Origin of the sequence: Thermoleptolyngbya oregonensis NK1-22 (genome assembly GCF_032705245.1) — a bacterium.
GTDB classification, from domain to species: domain Bacteria; phylum Cyanobacteriota; class Cyanobacteriia; order Elainellales; family Elainellaceae; genus Thermoleptolyngbya; species Thermoleptolyngbya sichuanensis.
The window spans coordinates 3,396,564-3,421,461 of sequence record NZ_CP053540.1 but is presented as its reverse complement, the minus strand read 5'-3'; the positions used below and the strand labels follow the sequence as shown (position 1 = coordinate 3,421,461).

At 55.8% G+C, this 24,898-nt stretch carries 17 protein-coding genes and 1 tRNA gene; 7 read left to right on the top strand and 11 right to left on the bottom strand.

Annotated features, from left to right (window positions below; translation table 11 throughout):
- Window positions 1-15: 15 nt before the first annotated feature.
- The 5 genes from sufD to HNI00_RS14460 form a co-directional block, all read right to left on the bottom strand.
- Window positions 16-1,371, bottom strand: a complete 1,356-nt coding sequence (gene sufD, locus HNI00_RS14480) for a Fe-S cluster assembly protein SufD (protein WP_316787325.1) — start codon at window positions 1,369-1,371, stop codon at window positions 16-18.
- Window positions 1,372-1,385: 14 nt separating this feature from the next.
- Window positions 1,386-2,165, bottom strand: coding sequence for a Fe-S cluster assembly ATPase SufC (sufC, locus tag HNI00_RS14475; RefSeq protein ID WP_316787323.1), 780 nt, complete (start codon window positions 2,163-2,165; stop codon window positions 1,386-1,388).
- A 150-nt stretch (window positions 2,166-2,315) separates the two neighbouring features.
- A complete protein-coding gene (locus HNI00_RS14470; RefSeq protein ID WP_316787321.1) occupies window positions 2,316-2,960 on the bottom strand; it encodes a restriction endonuclease subunit R in 645 nt (214 codons plus the stop codon).
- Between the two features lie 20 nt (window positions 2,961-2,980).
- Window positions 2,981-4,417 carry a Fe-S cluster assembly protein SufB gene (gene sufB, locus HNI00_RS14465; RefSeq protein WP_316787319.1) on the bottom strand — a complete coding sequence of 479 codons (1,437 nt, stop codon included), beginning with the start codon at window positions 4,415-4,417 and terminating at the stop codon, window positions 2,981-2,983.
- Between the two features lie 180 nt (window positions 4,418-4,597).
- On the bottom strand, window positions 4,598-4,951 hold the full coding sequence (locus HNI00_RS14460) for a ferredoxin-thioredoxin reductase catalytic domain-containing protein (protein WP_277774012.1): 354 nt from the start codon (window positions 4,949-4,951) through the stop codon (window positions 4,598-4,600).
- A gap of 139 nt (window positions 4,952-5,090) precedes the next feature.
- Between HNI00_RS14460 and sufR the strand changes: the two genes are divergently transcribed.
- From sufR to HNI00_RS14435, 5 genes are all read left to right on the top strand, one after another.
- Entirely contained in the window at window positions 5,091-5,738 is a 648-nt protein-coding gene (gene sufR / locus HNI00_RS14455; RefSeq protein ID WP_172355613.1) for an iron-sulfur cluster biosynthesis transcriptional regulator SufR, read from the top strand.
- Window positions 5,739-6,052: 314 nt separating this feature from the next.
- The gene (locus tag HNI00_RS14450) at window positions 6,053-6,514 is read left to right on the top strand and encodes a PPC domain-containing protein (RefSeq protein ID WP_316787315.1); all 462 of its coding nucleotides are present in this window, start codon (window positions 6,053-6,055) and stop codon (window positions 6,512-6,514) included.
- A gap of 144 nt (window positions 6,515-6,658) precedes the next feature.
- Window positions 6,659-6,731 (top strand) — tRNA-Phe (locus tag HNI00_RS14445).
- 138 nt (window positions 6,732-6,869) lie between these two features.
- Window positions 6,870-7,106 (top strand): hypothetical protein, encoded by a 237-nt coding sequence (locus HNI00_RS14440; RefSeq protein ID WP_316787313.1) that lies wholly within the window; start codon window positions 6,870-6,872, stop codon window positions 7,104-7,106.
- A gap of 70 nt (window positions 7,107-7,176) precedes the next feature.
- Window positions 7,177-7,431, top strand: coding sequence for a type II toxin-antitoxin system PemK/MazF family toxin (locus tag HNI00_RS14435; protein WP_420156364.1), 255 nt, complete (start codon window positions 7,177-7,179; stop codon window positions 7,429-7,431).
- A 90-nt stretch (window positions 7,432-7,521) separates the two neighbouring features.
- Here the strand turns inward: HNI00_RS14435 and HNI00_RS14430 are convergent, their stop codons facing one another.
- From HNI00_RS14430 to HNI00_RS14410, 5 genes are all read right to left on the bottom strand, one after another.
- A complete protein-coding gene (locus HNI00_RS14430; RefSeq protein ID WP_297080670.1) occupies window positions 7,522-8,061 on the bottom strand; it encodes a helix-turn-helix transcriptional regulator in 540 nt (179 codons plus the stop codon).
- 991 nt (window positions 8,062-9,052) lie between these two features.
- The gene (locus HNI00_RS14425; protein ID WP_316787310.1) at window positions 9,053-9,625 is read right to left on the bottom strand and encodes a helix-turn-helix transcriptional regulator; all 573 of its coding nucleotides are present in this window, start codon (window positions 9,623-9,625) and stop codon (window positions 9,053-9,055) included.
- Window positions 9,626-10,100: 475 nt separating this feature from the next.
- Entirely contained in the window at window positions 10,101-10,946 is an 846-nt protein-coding gene (locus tag HNI00_RS14420; RefSeq protein ID WP_316787308.1) for a DUF2232 domain-containing protein, read from the bottom strand.
- A gap of 171 nt (window positions 10,947-11,117) precedes the next feature.
- Window positions 11,118-12,176, bottom strand: a complete 1,059-nt coding sequence (locus HNI00_RS14415) for a polysaccharide biosynthesis/export family protein (protein WP_316787306.1) — start codon at window positions 12,174-12,176, stop codon at window positions 11,118-11,120.
- 197 nt (window positions 12,177-12,373) lie between these two features.
- Entirely contained in the window at window positions 12,374-15,235 is a 2,862-nt protein-coding gene (locus tag HNI00_RS14410) for an EAL domain-containing protein (RefSeq protein WP_316787304.1), read from the bottom strand.
- 1,536 nt (window positions 15,236-16,771) lie between these two features.
- Here HNI00_RS14410 and HNI00_RS14405 point away from each other — a divergent pair.
- Window positions 16,772-19,465, top strand: coding sequence for a DEAD/DEAH box helicase (locus HNI00_RS14405; RefSeq protein ID WP_316787302.1), 2,694 nt, complete (start codon window positions 16,772-16,774; stop codon window positions 19,463-19,465).
- A gap of 694 nt (window positions 19,466-20,159) precedes the next feature.
- Window positions 20,160-22,199: an elongation factor G gene (locus HNI00_RS14400; RefSeq protein ID WP_316787300.1), complete on the top strand. Its 2,040-nt coding sequence runs from the start codon at window positions 20,160-20,162 to the stop codon at window positions 22,197-22,199.
- 68 nt (window positions 22,200-22,267) lie between these two features.
- Here the strand turns inward: HNI00_RS14400 and leuS are convergent, their stop codons facing one another.
- On the bottom strand, window positions 22,268-24,838 hold the full coding sequence (leuS, locus tag HNI00_RS14395; RefSeq protein WP_316787298.1) for a leucine--tRNA ligase: 2,571 nt from the start codon (window positions 24,836-24,838) through the stop codon (window positions 22,268-22,270).
- Between the last annotated feature and the right edge of the window lie 60 nt (window positions 24,839-24,898).

Genomic DNA, 24,898 nt, shown 5'->3' with positions numbered 1-24,898 from the left:
ATTAGGGGTCTGGAACTAGGAGTTTGGGCGAAAGAGGGGTGAGGAGGCAAGCGACTCCCGCAGCGAGGCAATGGGAATCTTCTCTAAAATTTCGTAGGCAAAGGCGTATATCAGCAACCGCTGGGCGCTGGCGGCATCAATCCCCCGGCTTTGCAGGTAAAATACTTCGTCGGCCTCAAGCTGGCTAACGGTTGCGCCGTGGGTGCATTTCACGTTGTCGGCGACGATTTCAAGCTGGGGCTTGGTGTCAATCCGCGCTTTGGACGACAGCAGCAAGTTGCGGTTAAGCTGTCCAGCATCAGTAAGCTGCGCGGCTTGCGGCACGAATACCTTACCGTTGAAGATAACGTGAGCGCGATCGCCCACGATGTTTTTCTGCAACTGGCGCGTGGTGCAGTGGGGCTGGCGGAGGGCGATCGCGCTATGCAGGTCGCTTTCCTGGTCGCCCGTGGCCACAGTCAGTCCGTTCAGCGTCACCTCGGCCTGGTCGCCCGTGGGATGCACCTCTAGATGATGGCGCGACAGGGCCGCCCCCAGGCTGAGGGCATTGCAGGTGTATCGGGCGCTGCGCTTTAGGGAGACGGCGGTTTTGCCAATGTGAACCGCAGTTCGGCTGTCGCGCTGGAGGCGGGTGTGGTTCACCGAGGCGTTGTCGCCCAGCCAGATTTCGGTGACGGGGTTGACGAAGTAAGATCCGTCGGCTCCGTCGGCGATCGCCAGATAATCTTCCAGCAGCGTGATCGAGCTATTCGCCTCGGCGACCACCAGCACGCGGGGCTGGCTGAAGATTGGCGGGTCTGCCGCAGTGGAGACAAACAACAGCCGAATCGGTTCGGCGGCTTCCACGTTCTTGGGCACAAACACAACCGCCACATCGCTCAAGCCAGCGGTGTTCAGCGTGGTAAATAGCTCCTCGGCGTTGGGCTGCTGCGCTAGATAAGGCTGGAGTCGCTCTGTCCAAGCAGCATCCAGCCCTGCCAAGTTGGCCACCGTCACGCCCGATGGCAAGTCTCCCAGCGCCGACAAGCTCTCGGAATACACGCCGTTGACGAAGACCAAGCGACGGCTGGCGGTTTCCGGCATGAAAAACGCTTCCAAGTCATCTAGCCGAACAACGGGGTTCGTCTCGGCCGTCGTCAGCTTCAGGCTGAGCAGCGCCGACAAGTCGTTGAACCGCCATTCCTCATCGCGGCTAGTCGGAAACTCCTGCTCCTGAAGCTGACCCAGAGCGCGATCGCGCAGTGGCTTCAGGGCTGCAATCCGAGACGGAATCGCCTGCGCCAACTGCCGCAAGTGCTGAAGGAACTCGGCCCGCTGAGCAGCGGCTTGCGATATGGGTGAATTCACCTCTGGGGAAACTTGGACTGTCATCGTGCGATCGCCCCCTATGCCTTCACCGTCGCGTCTTCCAGCACCCACTCATAGCCGCGCTCCTCTAGCTCCAGCGCCAGTTCCTTCGTGCCGGTGCGGATAATTCGACCATTCGCCATCACATGCACATAGTCGGGCACGATGTAGTTCAGCAGGCGTTGATAGTGCGTGATCACCAGCATGGCGTTCTCAGCGTTCGCAAGCTGGTTTACGCCATCTGCCACCACCTTCAGCGCGTCAATGTCCAGTCCCGAATCCGTTTCGTCTAAAATCGCCAGCTTTGGCTCCAGCAGGGCCATTTGCAGGATTTCGTTGCGCTTCTTCTCGCCACCCGAAAAGCCCTCGTTCACGCTGCGGCTGAGAAAAGATGCGTCCATCTTTACCACGTCCAGCTTTTCGCGCACCAGTTCATCAAAATCAAAGGCATCCAGTTCTTCTAGCCCCTGGTGCTTGCGCTTGGCATTGTAGGCGACGCGCAAAAAGTCTAGATTGCTCACACCGGGAATCTCCAGCGGATACTGGAAAGCGAGGAAAATACCAGAGCGCGATCGCGCTTCAGGTTCCATCTCCAGCAAATTCTGCCCCAGGTAAGTCACCTCGCCACCCGTTACTTCATAGTCCGGATGTCCAGCAATCACCTTAGAAAAGGTGCTTTTTCCAGAGCCATTCAGCCCCATAATGGCATGAATTTCGCCCGCCCGAATTTCCAAATCCACACCCTTCAGGATCTCCGTGCCGTCCACCTCAGCCCTGAGATCCTTCACCGATAAAATCACATCGTTACTACCAATCATGGATTAGATTTCCTCTCTTACGCTGCGCTCTCTGTTGTTGACTCAAAGCTATTGACTTAAAGTTATCGACTCAAAGTTATTAACTCAAATCTAATTCAGATCTAATACTGATACTGATATCGACGATGGACTATTGATTTAGATATCGATTCAGAGTTGTCCAATTCGCTTCAGAACTTTGTAAGCATCATAAATTCCATTGACTCGGTTTCGGGTCGCAAACTGGTCAGACAACGCATACTGAGTCTGTTTTTCTTCAGGAGAATCTACACCGCCACACCGGACAAGCTTCACAAACAAAAAAGCACCGCCTGTCGCAATTAATCCAAAGCACGGCCTATCGGAATTGGGACTCGCCAGCATGTAGGTGAGAAGCTGCGCCAATCCTACCTCGGGCGCAAAAGAAAACTCTTTAGACTCGATGACCAGCGTCCAAAACTGTTCCTTTAGCAGTAAGACATCAATTTGTCCCTTGACGACTAAGCCGTCATCTTCTGCCGAAATCTCTACAGATTTCTCAGCCCGAATATGGAATGGGGGTAGATAAAAGCCAGCCAAAAAGAGCATGGGCCCAAGCACTGCCATCTGCACCGCTCTCTCCAAAAAGGGAGGACTTTCGAGCAGATTCAGATATCCTGCACGCACCCGATCTAGAAATTGCCGCTCAGATTCTGTGATTTCTGGTAAATCAACTCTCCATTCCCAGAAAAATGACTCATCCTCAACTAACGACAACCCAAAGTTGTGAGTCAGCGTTTGCAGGTCAGTTGCTCTAGCTTGGAGAGTTTGCACCATGACTCCATCAGGCTCCTAAACTACCCAACGCTGCCTTCGAGCTTTAGCGCCAAGAGGCGATCGGCCTCCACTGCAAATTCCATCGGCAGTTGGTTAAACACGTCCTTGCAGAAGCCGCTGATCATCATAGAGATGGCATCCTCGACGGAAATGCCGCGCTGCTGCAAGTAAAACAATTGGTCTTCGCCAATCTTGGACGTAGACGCTTCGTGTTCCACCCGTGCCGTGTTATTTTGCACCTGGATATAGGGGAAGGTGTTCGCGCCAGCAGTATCGCCAATCAGCATCGAGTCACACTGGGAATAGTTGCGTGCGCCGTCTGCCTTGGGGCCAATCTTCACCAGCCCGCGGTAGCTGTTTTTTGACTTGCCTGCGGAAATGCCCTTGGAAATAATCGTGCTGCGGGTGTTTTTGCCAACATGCACCATCTTGGTTCCCGTGTCGGCTTGCTGCATATTGTTGGTCAGGGCAACGGAGTAGAACTCGCCCACGGAGTTATCGCCCACCAGCACGCAGCTTGGATATTTCCAGGTGATGGCAGACCCCGTTTCGACTTGCGTCCACGAGATCTTGGAATTTACGCCCTGACACAGGCCGCGCTTCGTCACAAAGTTGTAAATACCGCCCTTGCCGTTTTCGTCTCCGGCGTACCAGTTTTGCACAGTGGAATATTTGATTTCGGCATTATCTAGTGCGACTAATTCCACCACAGCGGCATGGAGTTGGTTCGTATCGAACATCGGCGCGGTACAGCCTTCTAGATAGCTAACGTAGCTGCCTTCTTCTGCAACAATCAGCGTCCGCTCGAACTGTCCGGATTCACCATTGTTAATCCGGAAGTAGGTCGAAAGCTCCATCGGACAGTGAACGCCTTTTGGAATGTAGACGAACGACCCGTCGGAAAACACCGCTGAATTGAGCGCAGCAAAGTAATTGTCTGCAACCGGAACAACGCTGCCCAGGTACTTCTGAATCAGATCCGGATACTCACGCATCGCTTCCGAGATCGAGCAGAAGATGACCCCCTCCTTCGCCAGCTTTTCGCGGAAGGTCGTGGCGACCGAAACGCTGTCGAAGATGGCATCCACCGCTACGTTAGACAGCCGCTTCTGCTCCGAAAGTGGAATGCCCAGCTTTTCAAAGGTTTCCAGCAGGGTTGGATCAACGTCTTCCAGGCTGTTGAGTTTTTTTGCCTGCTTGGGCGCGGAATAGTAGACGATGCTCTGATAGTCGATCGGCGGATATCCCACCGCAGCCCAGTTGGGTTCCTCCATTTTGAGCCACTGGCGATAGGCCTTGAGGCGAAACTCCAGCATGAATTCTGGCTCATTCTTTTTAGCAGAGATGAGCCGCACCACGTCTTCGCTTAGCCCACGCGGAATAGTGTCGGACTCAATCTCGGTGACAAAGCCGTATTTGTAGGGCTGATTTACAAGAGATTTGACAGAGGTAGACATTTTGAGGGTTAAGGGATTGGGTGTTTGGAATTGAGGACTGGGCGCGAAGGGAAGGAATTGGGCACTGACTCAGATTCAGCTTGGAGGAGAGAACCAGTTGGAATAGGGAACCGCATAAGCCAGATGCATCTGTGATGAAATGCTTCTGCAATGGATGCTCTGGTTCCCTAGACTCGACCTCTAGTACTGGCTTGTAACTCCGCGGATTTCGTCGAGGCTAATTTCCTGCTTGTCGCCTGCAAAGTCGTTGTCGGGGGTGAGAAAAAGCATACAGTGACATTCTTTGCGTTCGCGCATGGGGACGCAGGGGCAGTTCCAATAGGCTGCGGCCGCTTCGGCTTCTTTATCTTCGTAGTGGCGGCAGGGGCAGAGGGGCGCACCTAGGTCGTCTTTGTGCTTGGCGAGGCCTTCGATGACCACTGCCGTAACGCCTGGATCAACGCAAAAGTAGGTGCCAGTGCGCTTTGCGTAGCTTTCTGCGAAGCTCCGCATGAGTTCCAGATTCTTTTCCGAAGCCTGAGTTGGTTTTTCCATGAGTAGGGCGACAGCGCGAACGATTCATGCCTATAATTAAAACAACTTGAGAGTTGCTTTAGTTCTATTGTAAAGGTACTTTAGCAACACTTCAGTTGTCAAAGTTAATTGTAGGGCGTTTTGACGCTTTTGAGGGACGATGACCGCAACTCAGCAACCGTCCACCAAGCAAGACATTCTGCATTACCTCGCCAAGCAGGGGCAGGTGAGCGCTCAGGCTTTGGCAGAGCATTTCGGAATCAGCCCCCAAGCGATACGCCGTCATCTAAAAGATCTGACGGATGAGGGTTTGGTGGAACACGAGGCTATGCAGGTAGGGATGGGTCGCCCCAACTATCTGTATAGGCTGAGTCGAGAGGGGCGCGATCGCCTGCCTGAGCGCTACGACGAGTTTGCTGTGTCTTTGCTGACAACTCTGGCGGAAACCGTCGGCCCCGACCAGATGGGGTCTATTCTTCGCAAGCAGTGGGAACAAAAAGCCCTGGAATATCGCAAGCAGGTCGGTGCGGGCACGCTGCAAGAGCGAGTCATGCGGCTGGTTGATCTGCGAAAAGCCGAAGGCTACATGGCCGAGTGGCACTTTGTTGAACCTGAAGACGGGGCGGAGCCGCAGTTCATTATTACGGAATATAACTGTGCTATTTCGCACATTGCTGAGTCGTTTCCCAGCGTGTGTGGTCATGAGCTAGAAATGTTTGAGATGGCGCTGGGAGACTGTCGCGTTCAGCGGACGCACTGGTTAGCCAATGGAGAACATCGCTGCGGCTACCTGATTCAGGCGCAGTAGCGCTCGGTTTCCACAATGCATATTTCCACAATGCATCTTTCCGCAATGCATCTTTCCGCAATGCGTCTGTGATCATGCATCGGTGATCATGCATCGATGGTTTTGATAGAGCGACTGGCTGGGCGATCGCCCTTCTGCCTGTATGCCTCACGATGTGCTTTCCTGACTGTTGCAGGGTTGTTAAACCTGACGCTTTGTGTAAAGAGTTGGGGCATAATGAACGAAACTCTTCCGAGGCAAAATCTCAGTCGCCTTCAGTTTTGCCCAGATCCACATTAGCTACCTGTCCCCCTCTTTTAAGAGCTTAATTTCTCATGACGCACTTTCGCTCGCTCAATGCCTCCTTACTCCTGTCTGTGGCTTCTCTCCTGATCGGACTGGGAACACCAGCCTACGCCCAGAGCGCTACCCAACAAGGCAGGACGATGTATAACCCCATCCCTCTGCCTTCCAGCAACGAGGTGACGGACACCCTTTCGGACAAGGATATTCCGACTGGATTTGGGGGCTTTGCCCGCGATTACGTTGTAACTTTTCAAAAGGGCGACCAAGTGGTGATGGATCTAATCTCCGACGAATTCGATACTATCATTACGCTGATTGCGCCCGACGGCACCACCATTGGCGAAAATGATGACGGCCCCGATGGAACCACGAATTCGCTGCTGTTTATGCGGATTACTCAAGACGGCAATTACATTCTGCGGGTGCGTCCCTACGGCGGCCAAGGCAGTGGGCGGTTTACGCTAAAGGTGACTCGGCTACGCCCCATCTAGCCGTGCTGGGGGTTAAAGACAGAGAAAATGGCGATCGCCCTTCAAAAGGGGTTGCCAAGATCTCTCAAAGTCTGTTAGCTTAATTAAGCGCTGAAGTTTTCCAAAGGCGTTTGGGTTGCTCCAAGCCTTCAGGAAGCTTCATCTGCCGGGATAGCTCAGTTGGTAGAGCAGAGGACTGAAAATCCTCGTGTCGGCGGTTCAAGTCCGCCTCCTGGCATTTTTTTGGGTTAGCTTCCGTCTGGGTGTGGTGGCTCTTGCTTTTTAGTAGGGTAGTCAATTGCGCTCTGACTTTTTGTCTGTTCAAGCCATTTAGCTAAATAGACTAGGATCAAAAAAACAGAGTGGTGAGGCAATAATGCCAGAATCAGACACGCTGAACTCAGAAAGGCTAAGCACCGATATTGAGCAAGAACTGCTCGAAAAACTCCGCAGTTTGCCCTCTGAAAAAGTTCTGCAAGTGCTAGACTTCATCGAGTTCTTGTGGCTGCGTAACCGAGATGCGGCTCTGGTTCATGCTGCCAGTCGTAGTTCAGAGGCATCTTTCGGACGCATTTGGGACAACCCGCTAGACGCTGAATATGACCAGCTATGAGTTTGGTGAGGTTGTGCTAGTCCCATTTCCCTTTACTGACTAGACAACTAGCAAGAAACGTCCAGCTGTCATCATCAGTTCAAGGAACTACAATCGTCGAAACCTCGACCTGATCTTGATGGCAGTTACCAGTCAGATAAGTCCAGCACTTTCCGTTGATGAGATGCTAATCGGTGCATGGCAGCAAGCCGGACTCCTCAAGCCGTCTGTCATTAAGCCAGTGATCACCACCCTTGAGAAGGGACTGGTGCTTAGAAGATTAGGCAAACTGCAAGTCAACGATCTGGCGGCGCTTCAAAGCCTGTTAGTTGAGATTTTGGGTTAATGCCTACGCTTTGATTAAGAAACGGGTGCCTTTTGAGGGGCACCCGGCGCATCAGGAAGGTTTGATTACGGAAGTGGATTCTGTCCGCTGCTATTCTTGCGCCCACTCGAAGGCTTCGCGCTTAGCGTAGATATTGCGGACATGCTTTTTCACGGTGTCTACGGTGATGTGCAGATTGGCGGCGATCGCCTTATAGGTCCAGTTTAGATGGCGCAACAGCCAGACCTCTGCCTCACGTTCCGTCAGTCCATAGCGCTCTCGTTCGGCGATCGCCCGTTTGCGGGCAGACTGCATCCGATCCTCGATCGTCACGCGCAGGCACGGCCGTTCTACTGATTCCAGCGAGATCCACTCCACCCGAACTCGCAAAGGATTGTTGTTGCTGGTGAGGATTTCGTCTTCTAGAATCACGGTCGTATCCTGATGTAGCGCTCGGTTATTCACCAGCATTTGGCAAATGCGCCAGATCTGGTTGGGCAAGCGCATAGTTTTCAATCCGTCAGGCGATAACATTCGGCAAATTTCATGGGCTGAGCGATTGGCGTAGATGACCTCGCCGCGATCGCTCACAATCAGCACACCATCGATAAAGCTCTCGAAAATCGCTTGCAGTAAAAAGTTGCTGTTCATGGGGGCTTTCCAAAATACACTGCATTTGCCTCGGCGAATGAAAAAGTCAGTTTCCCTGATTCATAGGTTCCTGGCTGATTGCTCTGGTGGAGCTTTGGGGCAAAGCACAAACGTCAGAGTCATTCGTTGAGGTCGCAGCATTTTCTCGCTAGGTGAGCGCTATCTGAATCGCCCCACGTTTGGGCTTCGGAGTGCGATTGAGGCATCCCACCGCTTCAAAAATGCTGTACCCCGATTGAAATCCACCGATCATTTGTTTAGAAGTGGCACTGTGCCACTATGCAAACTGCTGCTCCGGATGGGGCGTGTGGACGATGGAAAATCATGAATTGAGCGCTTAACTGAGCGCTTAACTAAGTTGCCACACGGGAGATTGGTTGCTGAAACGAACTGGAACTGTTCGGCGGTGTCGCGCAAAGCACTGCGGATTGTACAGGTGCAATAGCGCACCGCCGAAAACACCTTGCTCAGCGGTGCGCCATCGCGCCCCCTGAAAGAATCCTGAGGGCGATCGCAACGGCATCCAGGCAGACGATAGAGCAAGACGCAATCCAGACGCGAAATCATTCCAAATGCCGAGTTGATTGGGTAGAGCTATTGCAGTTATCGGCTCTGCCTCCAGATTTTACGCAGTGAATTTCGGGGTTAAGCTGGGGTTAAGCTTCAGTGGGTGATTGGTCTGCAAAAGGGCGTAAAGCTCCAGATATGCCAGAGGCTTTTTACTCTTTCCTATCAGTGTTTCTGAGGGCCTACGAAAGGGGTGCATCCCAGGTCTGCAAGCTTGCCCTCATCCCCCAGCCCCTTCTCCCAAAAACCCCAGCCCCTTCTCCCAAAAAGGGAGAAGGGGAGCCGGATTGGAAGTCCCTCTCCCGCTTTGGGAGAGAGATTTAGGATGAGGGTTACAAAAGTGGGATACACCCTACGAGAGAAATTGCCAAAAGCCCCGCAGATGCATGACTGGCAATCCAAAATCTAAAATCCAAAATTGAGATTAGCTTGCTGCTTCCCAGGGTTCGATTTTGGCGCGGACGCTTTTCAGGTGTTTTTTCACGGTTTCCAGCGTGATGTAGCAGAGGTCGGCAATTTCCTGGCGGCTGTGGCCAGCGCGGTACAGTTCCCAAATTTCCGTTTCGCGTCGGGTGAGGCGAAAGCGACGGGCTTCGGCGCGGGCGGCTCGGCGGCGCAGACTGTCTTGGTCTTCCAGAATCACCAGCAGATAAGGGCGATCGCCCTCAGCTAGGGTCATCCAGTGCGATCGCATCCGAATTTGCTGGCGCGGTTCCACGAAATATTCGCCATCTTGAACCGTGAGTTTGTCAACGTGGCCAGTCGTGACCAACTGGCACACCTGCCAGATATCACTCGGCACTTGCATGGGCGATCGCCGCCCAGACTGGGCCCGATGCCACAGCACCGCACAAATCTGTCGGGCGGCATCGTTTGCAACGATCAACTCGGTTTCCGTTGCAATGAGAACGCCGTCTAACAAGCTCTCAAAAAGCGAAATAGGGGGCGTAATCGGAGGCGTAGTAGGAGGCTTGGTGGGAAACATAGTAGGGGTCATATTAGGGGGCATCATTTACGACTATCTGCCGAAAACTTTCAAATCACGGTGCTGGAAATAGCGCCAGACAGCACAATACCTCGACTCTCTGGGAAGTCCTTTAGTGCAAATATTGCAAGCAATTTTGAACCGACTGTCTGTGCTGTAGCGTTTAACAGGTGGCGCTGAATGGATGGATCTCAACTGCTGACAGATGAGACTCGAATTGAACGAAAACGACGAATTCAGGGGCTAGAGGCGATCGCATCGCAGGTCGTCAAATTGCACTCTACGCGCTACTCGATACGCGCTCTATAGGCTCTACAACCTGCTGACCCAGTTGGCGCAAAGTCATCCGGGCGATCGCCCAGGCGAAACAGAGTCGGCATCGTACTACAGGGTATTACACTCTCACGATAGGCTATTCCGGACACTCCGTCAATATCAATTCTTAGTATCAAGCTGGTGCAATGCCGCTGCAATGGGCGCTCTCCAGCTATTCTTCTTCTAACAAAATCCGCACCCAGCGCGGCGGTTCCGGAATGGCGTTGCCCAGCCGCCCCAGCAAGAGCCAGGCCGCCAAGTGAATCGTGAACACATACACCAGATCGCTCAGCAAAAAGGCCCCCACCGTCAGCGCCTGCACCGCAGACAGATTAATCTGTCCTAGAGCCTCAACCCCCAACACGCCCCAGTCCACCAGCCGCGTCACCAGCCACTCCAGCAAATCGGCGATGCGCCGCGTCAAATAAACCCACAGGTCTTCGCCCACGAAGGCAGACGTTAGAGCGACTCGCGCAAACAGGCCCAGCGTCGCCAGCACTGCGCCAATGCTAATGGAAACTGGCCAACCTGCGCCTCGCCGCCACAAAAAGCCAAGCTGCACGCCCAGCAGTCCGTAGGGAATGATGAACAAAATGCTGAGAAATGGGCCCATCAACACCGACAGCAATAGCCCCGTCACCAGCAGGGACATCCAGGCGGCCCGCGCTCCCCAGCGCAAATACACCAGGGCGATCGGCAGCGGAAACACGATCCGCATCCAGGGCACAAGGCTGAGATAGTAGCTCACCAGCCACAGCAGCCCCGCCGTGCTAGACAAAAATGCCGTTTCCACCAGCTTGAGCGGAGCCGGAGCTACATTCACCTGCACGGGCGAAGGATCAGAAGCGTCGGCGATCGCCCGTGCAGGTTCCTCGCCCATTGCCCGCAGCGCTGCGTCCCATTCGGCATCGCTGGATGAAGAGGGGCGATCGGAGGGTGAACGGGAGGGCGATCGCCCTGTCCCCTGCCACCCCTGGGCATCATCTTCTGCTGGCACGTCATCTCGCGAGTGGCTCATCCCAGTTTCAAACCGCAGCTTTTCTACTATACTTGCCTGCCCCAAAACATAAATCACTGGGAAGCTGTATCCTCCCAGTGATTCATCTTTTAGTGAGCTATGAAGAGTCCGTCGTTGCGGAACCTCCCGATTTGGTTAACCCAGAATGGGCGGGATCAGATTGCAGGTCTGTTAGTCATTGCCCGTGAGCAATCCATCCACCCCATCCAGAATCCCGATAAGCGAACCCAGCGGATTGAGGACACGAGTCACCATTTGCAAGAAGCTGGTGTCTCGCCGCCTGGGCACGATGACCACATCGCCATCCTGAATTTCGTTGGCATCGCTGAGGTTCCGCAGGTCGAGCATATGTCGCTCGACAGCCCCCTGCTCGTTCATGCGGATAAAGGCGACGCGGCTGAGACGGGCATCTTCCGTCGGGCCTCCGGCGATCGCCACGGCGCTAGACACCGAACTACCGGGCGGCACCTGCACTTCACCCGGCTTGGTCACTTCGCCCACCACGCGCACCCGCACCGTCGCAGGCGAGAAGCTAGAGCGGGCTAACAATCGACGATCCAAAACTTCGCCCTGACCTAGTGGGGGAATGTAAATGCTGTCGCCATCTTGAATCAACAGGTCGGCAGAGGCGTTGTCGCTGCTAATCGCGTCCCACAGGTTGATCGTGTAGGACTGAGTGCCGCCGTTGGGGCCAACGCGACGCAGATAGACTTGGCGAATATCGGCATTGCGCGTAACGCCCCCTGCCGAGATCAGCGCGGCGCTGAGTGTGGGCGTGCCTTGCAGGTCTGTTCCTCGCACAGGGCCAGGACGCATCACTTCGCCAGCGACGTTGACCACGATCGGGCGCGGAGTTAGCACGGTCACTGTGGCTGCTGGATTGACCAAGATTGCCCGCAGCCGCTCGGTTAGGTCTTGCTTGAATTGCTCGGTAGTCTTACCCGCTGCCTGAATTGGCCCAATCAGCGGCAGGGTGATGGTGCCATCTGGCAGGATCGAAGTAGTCAGGGTGTATTCGTCATACCCATAGACGGCAATGCTCAGTTCGTCGCCCGTGCCGAGAATGTAGGCAGGTTGCAGCAGCGGAGAGGCAGCGCTGACGGCGGTTACATTCGACACATTCTGCCCGGTCACCGTTTGGGCGGGCGTAAGGCTGGGCGAGGCGATCAGGATCGCTGCCGAGGTGACAGCCGAGTAGCCGATGCGCTTGACAATTTTCCAGGTCAGCATGGGTTGATAAAGGATAAAAAGGACGGAAAAGCTGGCGATCGCCCCCAGCCCGCCAGGGTGCAGGAGATCCAGTTCGGCAATCCAGCAAGACTTTCAGTGGTATCTCTAGTATTGCGATCGCGCCCTTATGCTGGCTAGACCATTCAGTAAAGTTTCGGTGAGGGTTGACCGGAATTTTACGGGTTTCCAAGTCAAGATTACGTAAAGTCCTGAATTAGCTCCGTTTGGCTGAGCAATGCCTCTGCTGCTTCTGCATCGATCGCCTTGCTAAACAAAAATCCTTGACCGCATTCGCAGTTCATCTCTTTCAGGCGGGTCACCTGTTCGGGATCTTCCACCCCCTCAGCGGTGACATCCAGCCCCAGGCTATGGGCCAGATTGATAATCGTGCGGACAATGGCGGCGCTGTCCTTATCGGTATGCATCTTGGTAATAAAGGAGCGGTCGATTTTCAGCGTGTTGATGGGAAAACGGTAGAGGTAGCTGAGGGAGGAATAGCCCGTGCCAAAGTCGTCGATAGCAAGCTGGATGCCGAGCGATCGCAGTTGATAGAGCATATCGATGACGGCTCGACCGTTTTCCATAATCGTGCCTTCCGTAATTTCCAGCTTCAGGCTAGAGGCATCTAGCCCCGTTTCGTAGAGGATGCCTTGGATTTGCTGGGTCAGGTCGGGCAGGGAAAACTGGCGGCTGGAGAGGTTGACGTTGATCGTCAGCGGCGGCAGGTCGGGAAACTGCATCTGCCAGCGGTTCATCTGGCGGCAGGCCTGGCGCAAAATCCACCAGCCCAGGGGGATAATCTGCCCGGTTTCCTCTGCCATTGGAATGAATTTTCCCGGCGACAAAAATCCTGTGCTGGGGTGATACCAGCGGATCAGCGCCTCGAAGCCCACAATGCGCCGAGTGTCGAGTTGCACTAGCGGCTGATAGTGCAAAAATAGCTCCGGTTCTGGGTTGTCTGCGCCGATCATGGCGTAGCGCTCTTCTTGGGCGATCGCCCGCCGCAGGTCATTTTCTAGCTTGAGCCGGGCCAACATGCGGTTGTGCATGGCCGGGTCAAAGACCTGGTGGCGAGCCTTGCCGCTGGCCTTGGCGTGATGCAGCGCTGTGTCGGCATCTTGCAGCATATGCTCCGCCTGGGTATAGCGGGCAGAGCTAATGGCAATGCCGATACTGATGGTGATGTAAACCTCTTGGTCGCCAACGTTGAATGGCCGGGCCAAGATTTGCTGAAGCTGCTCGGCAGTGCGGGTGGCTTCGCGCTCGTCTTCAATGTTGGGCAGCAGGATAGCAAACTCATCCCCCGGCAGCCGAGACACCACGGCTTCGCTGGGCAAAAACCCCTTCAGGCGATGCGCCGTGGCAATCAAAAGCTGGTCGCCAACGCTGTTCCCCAGGCTGTTGTTGACCACCTGAAACCGATCCAGGTCAATCAGCAGGACGGCATGAAAACAGAGCGGATATTCCTGGGAAAAGGCGATCGCCTGCCGCAGTCGATCCAAGAAAAAGGCCCGGTTGGGCAGCCCAGTCAAGTCGTCGTAGTAGGCGTTGTGCCAAAGCTGGTCTTCGGCCTCTTTGCGCTGGGTGATGTCGCTTTGGGAACCCGCCATCCGATAGGCCGTACCGTCGCGATGCTTGATCGCCACACCCCGCGTCAGCATCCAGCGATAGCTGCCCTCGCGATGAATCATGCGATGCTCATGCTCGAAATGGGCCGTGTATCCGTCGAGATGCTCTTGAAGGGCGGCCTTGAGCGAATCTAGGTCATCGGGATGCACCCGCTCGTACCATTCCTCAAGGCGATCGCCCACCTCCGACTCCTCCCAGCCCAGCATTTCCTTCCAGCGTGGGGAATAGTAAACCTGATTAGTCATCAGGTTCCAGTCCCACAGACCCTCGTTCGATCCCTGCACTGCCAGGGCATAGCGTTCCTCACTCTGGCGCAGCAGCAGGTTGGTTCGCGACTGTTCCCGCAGCGCCACCGCCGCCCCCGTCAGCGTCACCAGCAGCACGGGCATCGCCACCGGAATCCAATACTGGTAATGAAACAACAGCACCGACAGCCCCAGCCAACCCAAACACAGCCCCAGCCACGCCATCAGCCGCCGCTCAAACGACCACCCCATCAGCCCAAAGCTCAGCACCGGCCCACCCAACAGCAGCAGCAGCAATCCCTGCCAGCCGTTGCCCAGCCGTCGCAGGTCATTCTGCTGAAGCAGGTTGCTAATCGCGGCCGCTTGCAGGTACATATCGCTGACCGGAACGGCCCGGTCAAACGGCGTTTGCAGCGAGTTCATCGGGGAGGTAGTAATGCCCACCAGCACAATCTTGTCTCGGAAAAACTGGAGCGGCACCTGCCCGCGCATTACATCTGCGTAGGAGTAGTGAGTCAATTCGCGGGCAGCAGCGGGCCAGTTAATCCAGAGTTCCTGATTGGGATTCTCCACGATAATTCGTTCTCCCAGCGGGCGCAGGTGGAGATTGGCCGCCACGAGCGACAGCGCTGGCACCCCATAGCGTCGCAGGCGAATCTGGCGCACCAATCCATCCAGGTCTTCCCGCGAAAAGACGTGTCCGATATCAACCGCAACGGCTCGTAGGGGCAAAGCGGGCACGATCGCCGAGTCGGTATCAGACCAGGACTGACCCAGCACAACTTTTCCAGATTCTCCCATCGCCGCCACCAGAGCCATGTCCTGGGGGTCATTTTCTGACAAGAGCGGGTTGAGGACGATGACGCTGGGCTGGGCAGGGCTGAGCTGGTTAATCAGGTCTGCGTAGCGATCGCGCGTCCAAACGGTTTGCCCGGCGCTCCGCTGGCTTTCTTCGTCAATTTCGACCACCACGATATCCCTGCTCCAGGGAATAGGGCCACGCAGCGAGAAGAGGGCGTTGTATCCCAAATGTTCTAGAGACTGCACCAGGCCCAGATGAATCAGCCCCAGCACCAGTAGCCCCGCCAATACTCCTGGCAAAATCCGATCCCAAACCGTCTTCACCAGCGGCAAGCGCTGAATCGCGAACGGCAGTTTAGCGGGCGGTTTTAACCAATGGAGCATGATAGGGGCGTGTATCCGGCGACTATAGGCATTTTTGGAAATTTCGTGGCAGCATTTGGGGGCGTTTTTTCTGGCGGCTTTTGGAAGTCGTCTTAGAAGTCGTTTCAGGCAGCTTTTCCTTTGGTGAACGTTTGAGTTCTGAGTTCGGGACGTTGCCAAGAGGACGTTGCTAAGGGGACATTGCCAAGAGAATGTTACGCCAACTTTAACGCTTTACCTTTAACGCTTTACCGCCTGACGGCTAAGGCGAGATGCCCTGGCGCAAACTGCCTCGCTTCTGGAGAGTCGTTCGCCTGGGCCGAGCGTGTTTCAACACGACTCGAAAAGGGGTTAGGCTGCTGACATCGTGAGATGACATCGCGAGCTGACATTGTGAAACGGGTGAAACGGGTGAAACGACGCAGTAGATTGCGCTGGGTGGCACCTGTTTAGCACCGAATTGGGCAAAATAGCCAGTTGAGTCAGCAGGATTGCAGGCGAAGAAAAGTGGGTGAAAGGGGTGATGCAGGTAGACGACAGGGCAATTTGGCGAGATGTCCTCGTTGGGGGGCAGGGTGGGGCGCTGCAAAGACCTTGAGGCATCGTTTCTTGGAGACATTGTTTCACAAACCAGAACCCCACTTCAGCGATCCGGCAGATCGCGCTGGACTGAAGATGTAGTCAGAATTACAGGGCAATCCCCGTGATAACCATAGCATCAACCGCAAAAGGGAGAACCGCATCTCCAGCAGTGACACTTTGGGCGATCGCCCTGAAATGCACCCCTGGACACATCCTTTGCAGACTCCAGTCACCTGCTGGTTTTAGACTTGTCCCTACGTCAGTCAGGACTCGTCTATCCAGCCGTTTTAACGCTAGCTCTGCGCCAGCAACCCCTGTGCCTTTACCTAAGTGGGTCATCATACTGCATGGTCGTGAACTTTCCCTGAAGGCTTTCACCCTGTCTTTACCCTCCTAGTGCTTATCCTTCTAGTGCAAGCCAGCAGGGTTCTAAAGCCTGCACGCAGCACGGTATCTTGTCGGGAATGGCAGAATTGGGAAATAGGATGGAGTGCAATGCTTGAACGGGCCTGTTGATGACGCACTTTGATTACGCACTTTAGGTCACGCACTTTGGTCACGCACTTTGGTCACGCAATTATGATTTCGCCGTTCGATTTAAGCCATTAGGCTGAACAATTTCAGCCTTAATGAGGGGCGATCGCGCTGGTGGTAGAAGCCACCTTGGGGCAGTGATGCCAGAGGGAGTCGTCCCAGAGGGAGCCATTCCAGAGGGAGCAACATTGGATGGTTGTCCGTCTGACTGCTCGTCTGGTCTTTGGGTAGGCGAACCCCTGCTCGTTCAATAGCAGCACCCCGACCAATGCTCACCCTGTCCTGGTGATCCCTGTTTCCTGAATTGCTGAGAAAGCTTGTCCAGATCCGGTTGAAGTTGGGCAAATCCACAATTTCTCCGAAACACTGGAACCGTTCGATGAAATAGCCGATACAATTGTTTCCCATCCTAGACCCACCCTACGTTCCCAGGCAAAACCCGTGGATGTTTCTTCTGCCCCGTTTCAGCTCGATTTAAATCAAGTATTCCCATTTGAGCTGGATGCCTTTCAACGGGAGGCGATCGCCGCCCTAGATGCCGGAAAATCTGTGGTGGTCTGTGCGCCGACGGGTTCAGGCAAAACGCTGATCGGGGAATACGCCATTATTCGAGCGCTGAAGCAGAACGAAGAACTAGCCGCTCAAGGCAGCAGACTGTGCCCCCGGCGCGTGTTCTACACCACCCCGCTCAAAGCCCTGTCAAACCAGAAATTGCGCGATTTCCGCGATCGCTTTGGGGAGCAAAATATTGGCTTGCTCACAGGCGATGTGTCGATCAATCGCGACGCGCCAATTCTGGTGATGACGACCGAAATCTTTCGCAACATGCTCTACGGCACGCCCATCGGCGAAGTGGGCACGTCGCTTGAGGGTGTAGATGCGGTCGTGCTGGACGAGTGCCACTACATGAACGATCGCCAGCGGGGCACGGTCTGGGAAGAATCCATCATCTATTGCCCCAAAGAGGTGCAGTTGGTGGCGCTATCTGCCACCGTCGCCAACAGCGACCAACTCACCGACTGGATCGACCGGGTTCACGGCCCCACCGCGCTGATCTACTCGGACTTTCGCCCCGTGCCCCTAGAGTTTTACTTTGGGTCGCCCAAGGGTCTGTTTCCCCTGCTCAATGACGAAAAAACCGCTGTCAACCCCCGCTTCAAGAAAAAACGCGGCAAACAGCCCAGGGTACGGCAAGAGCCAACCAAAATTTCTTTTTTGGTTAGCCAGCTTCAGCAGCGCGATATGCTGCCAGCCATTTACTTCATCTTTAGCCGCCGGGGCTGCGACCAAGCAGTGCAGGAAATCGAAACCCTGTCGCTGGTGAATGAGGCTGAGCAAGCTCAGCTAAAAACCTTCATCGACCTGTTTCTGGAGCGCAACCCAGAGGCCGTCCGCGCCAGCCAGATCGAGCCGCTGTATCGAGGCATCGCGGCGCACCACGCAGGCATTCTCCCGGCTTGGAAGGTGCTGGTGGAGGAACTGTTTCAGCGGGGGCTGATTAAGGTTGTGTTTGCGACCGAAACGCTGGCTGCTGGAATCAACATGCCCGCCCGCACCACGGTCATTTCCAGCCTGTCAAAGCGGACGGATCGGGGGCATCGCCTGCTAACGGCCTCAGAATTTTTGCAGATGGCGGGGCGGGCCGGGCGGCGCGGCATGGACGACCGGGGCTATGTGGTGACGGTGCAAACGCCCTTTGAAGGAGCTACGGAGGCGGCGTATCTGGCGACGCAGGGCGCAGATCCACTGGTGAGCCAGTTTACCCCCAGCTACGGCATGGTGCTGAATCTGCTGCAAACGCACTCGGAGGAGGAAGCGCGGGATTTGATAGAGCGCAGCTTTGGGCAGTATCTATCTACGCTGTATCTGCGTCCGCAGCAATTGGCGATCGCCGATCTGGAGGCCGAAGTCGAGCAGCAGCAGGCCCAGATCGCCCATGTCGATGCCGAAATTCTCAACAGCTACGAAAAGCTGCACGACCGGATCAAAGAAGAGCGCCGCATTTTGAAATATCTCCAGCAGCAGGCGCAAGAGTTGCAAGTGAAGGACATGCACGCGGCGCTGCCGTTTGCGATCGCCGGAAGTATTCTCTCACTCAAAGGGAAATACGTACCCGTTGCCAAGCCCTTGCCTGCGGTGCTGGTGGCCAAGGCACAGGGGGGTGGGCAGTTGCCCTATTTTGTTTGCCTGGGGCAAGACAACCGCTGGCGCGTAGTGACGGCAAACGACGTGGTGGGTCTTCATGCCGAGCTGCCCCGCATGGCGCAGGTAGATCATTTAACCGTGCCGCCAGAATTGCCGCCAAAGCCTGGTCAGGTTCGCTCTGGCTCAGAAGAATCGGCGGCGATCGCCCAGCAGATTCCCCCCATCCCCGCCCCGACCGAGCAGGCTCCCGAAGTGGTCGAGCAGCAGGCAAAGGTGCGAGAGCTAGACCTAGAGCTACAGCGACACCCGGCGCGTCAGTTTGGCAATCCGGGACAAATTTTGAAGCGGCGCAAGCAGGTCGAGCGGCTGCTGGAGGAACTGGGCGATCGCCGCGCCAAGCTAGAGCGCCACACCCATCGCTACTGGCAGGAATTTGTCAACCTGATGGAAATCTTGCGGCGGTTTGGCTGTCTGGATGGCGTGGTGCCAACGGAATTGGGACAGATTGCCGCCGCCATCCGGGGCGATAATGAACTGTGGCTGGGGCTGGCGATGGCATCGGGTGAACTAGACGACCTCGATCCCCATGAACTGGTGACCGTCTGCGCGGCGCTGACGACGGAGGTGTCTCGCCCTGATGTGTGGACGAGCTATCAGGTGTCTGCCAGGGTAGAGTCGGCGCTGGAAGGACTCCGCAGCACGCGCCGCCAGTTGTTCAAGCTCCAGCACCAGTATCAGGTGGCGCTGCCTGTGTGGATGGAATATGACTTTATTCCACTGGTGGAGCAGTGGGCGCTGGGGGTGGAATGGCCAGAACTGTGCGCCAATACCAGCCTGGATGAGGGTGATATCGTTCGCGTGCTGCGGCGGACGCTGGATTTTATGTCGCAACTTCCCCATGTGCCGTACCTGCCGTCTAGCTTGCGGGATAATGCTCGACGGGCGATCGCCCTGATTGATCGCTTCCCTGTGAATGAGGGCATTGAGTAGGGTGCTAGCTTCTGATTAGCCCTTAACGCGGTTTGTTGAGTCGGGCGCGATATTGCCTATCTCTTGAGATTTCTAGTCTGAACCGATGACGTACACTAATGCAAACTGTTACCATCGGTGAATTTTTTTAACTGGAGATCCTCCGTAGATTATGGTCAGGTTAATCTGAAGCTAATGCAGTTGGGATCAGTAACTCTCTACTCATTTAAGCTCAAATTAAGCTCAAATCAGATCAGGTCATATCTGGTCGTATCTCTGGTCATATCTAAGGATTCCTGCCTTAATCCACCTGCGAAATACCAGCAAAGTCTTTGGAGTCGGTTCAGTTGACATGGGGCGATCGCCCTCATGCTTCTCTACACAAGCATGAGTCGTTTTATACCGCTTCTTAATACATGAAGTGCCGTTTGAAAAACCTGTGGGAACGGTTGATTCTTGATTATCTCTGATTCAAATCATCGAGATTCAAATCATCGAGATTCAAATCATCGAGATTCAAATCATCGAGATTCAAATCATCGAGATTCAAATCATCGAGAGATTGATCGAGACTAGAGCGCTTCAGATGACCGAGTAAAACGCCCGGCCCGTCGTTTCAAACCTTCTTAACCGCATCGGCAGAAATCCTCTGGTTTCAACTGCTTGAACCCTATCAGGGTGAGTCATCAAGCTGAAATATCAGGAGGAATTTTCCATGTCTGAAACTGTTAGCACAAATGCAGAAAGCCGTACTAGAACCGTGGCGATCGTGGGGCCCTATCTCAGCGGCAAAACGACGCTTCTGGAAAGCTTGCTGTTTGTCACTGGAGCCATTTCCCGCAAGGGCAGCGTGAATGATAAAAACACGATCGGGGATGCATCACCCGAAGCCCGCGATCGCCAGATGACCGTTGAAATTAATGCCGCCAGCACTCAGCAGGGCGGCATTTTGTTTACCTTTCTCGATAGCCCTGGCTCGGTGGAATTTGCTCAGGAAACCTGCAACGCGCTGATGGGCGTAGATGCCGCCGTGGTGGTTTGCGAGCCAGATCAGGCGCGAGTGCTGACGCTGGCTCCGCTGTTCCAATTCCTCGACGACTGGGAAATCCCCCACTTGGTCTTTATCAACAAGATGGATCGAGCCAACGACAGCTTTGCCGACATCCTGAACGCGCTGAAGCAGGTGTCGAGCCGTCCGCTGGTGCTGCATCAATATCCCATCGGCCAGGGCGAAACCTTGCAGGGCTTTATCGACTTGGTGACGGAGCAGGCGTATCACTATCATCCGGGTGCGCCTGCCGATCCGGTGCCGCTGCCGGAGGAACTGCGCGAGGCTGAACACGCCGCCCGCGTCGAAATGCTGGAAACGCTGGCGGATTTTGACGATCACCTGCTGGAGGAACTGCTGGAAGAAATTGAGCCGCCAGAAGAGGAAATTATCACCGATTTGAAAATGGAACTGGGCGCAGACCTGATTGTGCCCGTGTTCATCGGCGTGGCCGAGAAAGATTTTGGCGTGCGGCCGCTGCTGGCGGCGCTGCTGCGGGAGTGTCCTGAACCCAGCGTCATGGCAGAACATCGCGGCATTCCGGCGGGCGACGAGCCGCTAGCCCAGGTGCTAAAGACCTACTACACGCCCCAGGGCGGCAAGCTGTCGCTGGTGCGCGTCTGGCGCGGAATGCTGACGGACGGCATGACGCTAAACGGCGTGCGGATGGGCGGCATGTATCGCCTGATGGGGCAGCAGCAGCAGAGCGTGCAGCGGGCCTATGCGGGCTGCGTGGTGGCGCTGGCGCGGATGGAAGGGGTGAAAACGGGTGATACGCTGAGCGCCAATGGGGTCGCGGTCGATGCATTGCCCAAGGCAGAGGCGATCGCCCCGGTGTATGCCCTCGCCCTCACCGCCGAAAACCGCAACGACGAAGTGAAGCTGAGCAGCGCCCTGACGAAACTGCTGGAAGAAGACCCATCGCTCTATTGGGAGCAGCACGGCGACACACGGGAAGTAATCCTCTGGGGCCAGGGCGACATTCACCTGAAGGTGGCGCTTGATCGCCTGCGCCGCAAATACAGCCTGCCCATGAGTACGCACCTGCCGCAAATTCCCTACAAGGAAACGATCCGCCGCCCCGGCAAGAATGTCCACGGCCGCTACAAACACCAGACCGGTGGCCATGGTCAGTTTGGCGATGTGTATATCGACATCCAGCCGCTGGCGCGGGGTGAGGGCTTCCAGTTTAGCGAAACAATTGTGGGCGGCGTAGTGCCCCGGCAGTACATCCCCGGCGTGGAAATTGGCGTGCGGGAATACCTCGCCCACGGGCCGCTGGGCTTCCCGGTGGTGGATGTGGCGGTGACGCTGACGAACGGCTCCTACCACAGCGTCGATAGTTCAGAACAGGCATTTAAGCAGGCGGCGCGGCTGGCCATGCAGGAGGGACTGCCCAAGTGCGAACCGCAGTTGCTAGAGCCGATTTTGGCGATCGCCATTTCCATTCCCAGCGAGTTCACCTCCAAGGTGCTGCGGCTGGTGAGCGGGCGGCGCGGTCAGGTGCTGGGCTACGATGCCAAGAGCAACTGGCGCGGCTGGGATGAGGTGTCGGCTTACCTGCCCCAAGCGGAAATGCATGATCTAATTGTCGAATTGCGATCGCTCACCATGGGGGTCGGCTTCTTCCGCTGGCAGTTCGACCACCTGCAAGAAGTGCCCGATAAAGTCGCTGAGCGCGTCCTCGCCCGCAGCAATGGTGGCTAAGACTTCGGTCGAGCCAGTACTTTAGATCCCCCTAAATCCCCCTTGGCAAGGGGGACTTTTTTTGTGGCTTACTGCACCACGAAATTTACCAGCTTGCCCGGTACGACAACCACTTTTTTGATGGTCTTGCCCTCGATATAGCGCTGGGCCAGTTCGGACTCTGTGGCCAGTTGTTCTAGCGTTCGGGCATCGGCTCCCGCAGGCACCTGAATTGTGCCCCGCGTCTTGCCCATAATCTGAATCACCAGCGGAATCTCATCCACCACCAGCGCCTCTGGATCGGCCACAGGCCAGGCGTGATGATGCACCGAGTCGGCATGGCCCAGCAGGTGCCACAGTTCCTCGGCAATGTGTGGCGCGAAGGGAGCCAGCAGCGCCAGCAGCGTTTCGATGCCCTCGGCATAAACCGGAGACTCCTTGCAGGGAGCATCATTCAGCGCATTGCTCAGCTTCATCAGCTCCGACACTGCCGTATTAAACTGATAGTCGCCCTCTAGGTCTTCGGTGATTTCCTTAATTGCTGTATGAATCGCCCGCCGCAGGTCTTTTTCGGGCTTGGTCAGGTTCCCAGAACTTTGCGGCTTCGCCCCCGATGCCTGGAATTCCGTAACCAAGCGCCAGACGCGGTTCAAGAAGCGGAACTGTCCCTCCACATCGGCATCGTCCCATTCCAGATCCTTCTCTGGCGGCGCTTTGAACAAAATGAACATGCGGGCGGTGTCTGCGCCGTATTTTTCCAGCACGTCCTTCGGGTCGATGCCGTTATATTTCGACTTCGACATTTTCTCGAAGACGACCTCCAGCTTGTCGCCCGTAGCAGGATCGCGGGGATCAGACAGGTCGGCAATATCCGCCGGAGCGATGTATTTGCCCGTCACCGGGTTCTTGTAGGCGGCCGCCTGCACCATGCCCTGGGTCAGCAGACGCTTGAAGGGTTCGTCGAAGTTGAGCAAGTGGCGATCGCGCAGCACTTTGGTAAAGAACCGCGAATACAGCAGGTGCAAAATCGCGTGTTCAATGCCACCGACGTATTGATCCACGGGCATCCAGTCGTTCGTCTTGGCCGGGTCAAAGGCGGCGTTTTCATTTCGCGCATCGGGATAGCGCAGGAAATACCACGACGAACAGATAAACGTGTCCATCGTGTCGGTTTCGCGCTTGGCGGGTTCGCCGCAGCTTGGGCAGGGCACATTCACCCAGTCCTCTAGCTTCGCCAGGGGCGACGGCCCCCGCCCCGAAAACTCCACCTGTTCTGGCAGCGTCACGGGAAGCTGGTCATCGGGAACGGGCACTGTGCCGCAACTGGGGCAATGCACCACCGGAATCGGGCAGCCCCAATAGCGCTGACGAGAAATCAGCCAGTCCCGCAGGCGATAGTTGGCCGTGCCCTTGCCTTTGCCGTTGACTTCCAGCCACTTCACTGCGGCTTCCACGCTCTGCCCCGCACCCTTGCCTGCGGGGATGCCGTCCAACGGCCCGGAATGAACCATCACGCCCTCGCCCGCATGAGCCACGGTCATCGTGTCGCCATCCAGCGTCTCGCCCTCCGGCTGCACCACGACCTTCACCCTCAGCCCAAACTTGCGGGCAAACTCAAAGTCGCGCTGGTCGTGGGCCGGAACGGCCATAATCGCACCCGTGCCATAGCCCATCAGCACATAGTCGGCAATCCAGACGGGAATTTTTTCGTCATTAACCGGATTAATGGCGTAGCTGCCCGTCCACACGCCCGTTTTCTCGCGATCTTCCGCCGTGCGATCGATCTCGCTCTTGCCAGCGGCCTCGGCTTTGTAGGCGGCGACGGCGGCAGACTGGGCTGGGGTTGTTAGCTTGTCCACCAAGGGATGCTCCGGCGACAGCACCATAAAGGTGGCTCCCCACAGCGTGTCGGGGCGCGTCGTATAAACCGTCAGGTCGTCGCCTGCTTCGGTTTTGAAGACAACCTCTGCGCCCGTAGACTTGCCGATCCAGTTTTCCTGCATCAGGCGGACGCGCTCGGGCCAGCCGTCAAGCTGGTTCAGGTCTTGCAGTAACTGCTCGGCATAGTCGGTGATTTTCAGAAACCACTGCTTTAGCAAACGCCGCTCCACCTTTGCGCCCGATCGCCAGGATTTGCCCTCGCTATCGACCTGCTCGTTCGCTAACACAGTCTGGTCGATGGGGTCCCAGTTCACCGCTGCTTCTTTCTGGTAGGCCAGCCCCGCCTGGAAAAATTGCAGAAAAATCCACTGCGTCCATTTGTAATAATCGGGCGAGCAGGTGGTGACTTCGCGGCTCCAGTCGTAGGACAGGCCCAGTCGTTTCAACTGCGCCCGCATCTGGGCGACGTTCTGATAGGTCCACTTGGCAGGGGCAACACCGCGATCGATGGCCGCATTTTCCGCAGGCAGTCCAAACGCATCCCAGCCCATCGGGTGCAGCACGCGATAGCCCCGCATCCGCTGCACGCGGGCAATCACGTCGGTAATCGTGTAGTTGCGGACGTGGCCCATGTGCAGGTTGCCCGACGGATAGGGAAACATGGACAGCGCGTAAAACTTGGGCTTGCTGGGGTCTTCCAGCGTTTGATCTAGCCCTTGCGCGTCCCACGCAGTTTGCCACTTTTCCTCAATCTCGGCGGGGTTGTATCGGGACTCCACGAACGCAACTCCTTGTATGTCTTGGTTTGCAGGGATGGGGAACGGAAAGTACCCTCCATT

Coding starts and splice junctions, on each gene's coding strand:
- HNI00_RS14440 (WP_316787313.1), top strand. CDS start 6,870: ATGCCAGAATCAGACACGCTGAACTCAGAAAGGCTAAGCACCGATATT.
- HNI00_RS14425 (WP_316787310.1), bottom strand. CDS start 9,625: ATGACCCCTACTATGTTTCCCACCAAGCCTCCTACTACGCCTCCGATT.
- HNI00_RS14430 (WP_297080670.1), bottom strand. CDS start 8,061: ATGAACAGCAACTTTTTACTGCAAGCGATTTTCGAGAGCTTTATCGAT.
- sufD (WP_316787325.1), bottom strand. CDS start 1,371: ATGACAGTCCAAGTTTCCCCAGAGGTGAATTCACCCATATCGCAAGCC.
- HNI00_RS14415 (WP_316787306.1), bottom strand. CDS start 12,176: ATGCTGACCTGGAAAATTGTCAAGCGCATCGGCTACTCGGCTGTCACC.
- HNI00_RS14420 (WP_316787308.1), bottom strand. CDS start 10,946: ATGAGCCACTCGCGAGATGACGTGCCAGCAGAAGATGATGCCCAGGGG.
- sufR (WP_172355613.1), top strand. CDS start 5,091: ATGACCGCAACTCAGCAACCGTCCACCAAGCAAGACATTCTGCATTAC.
- HNI00_RS14460 (WP_277774012.1), bottom strand. CDS start 4,951: ATGGAAAAACCAACTCAGGCTTCGGAAAAGAATCTGGAACTCATGCGG.
- HNI00_RS14470 (WP_316787321.1), bottom strand. CDS start 2,960: ATGGTGCAAACTCTCCAAGCTAGAGCAACTGACCTGCAAACGCTGACT.
- HNI00_RS14400 (WP_316787300.1), top strand. CDS start 20,160: ATGTCTGAAACTGTTAGCACAAATGCAGAAAGCCGTACTAGAACCGTG.
- HNI00_RS14410 (WP_316787304.1), bottom strand. CDS start 15,235: ATGCTCCATTGGTTAAAACCGCCCGCTAAACTGCCGTTCGCGATTCAG.
- sufC (WP_316787323.1), bottom strand. CDS start 2,165: ATGATTGGTAGTAACGATGTGATTTTATCGGTGAAGGATCTCAGGGCT.
- HNI00_RS14450 (WP_316787315.1), top strand. CDS start 6,053: ATGACGCACTTTCGCTCGCTCAATGCCTCCTTACTCCTGTCTGTGGCT.
- sufB (WP_316787319.1), bottom strand. CDS start 4,417: ATGTCTACCTCTGTCAAATCTCTTGTAAATCAGCCCTACAAATACGGC.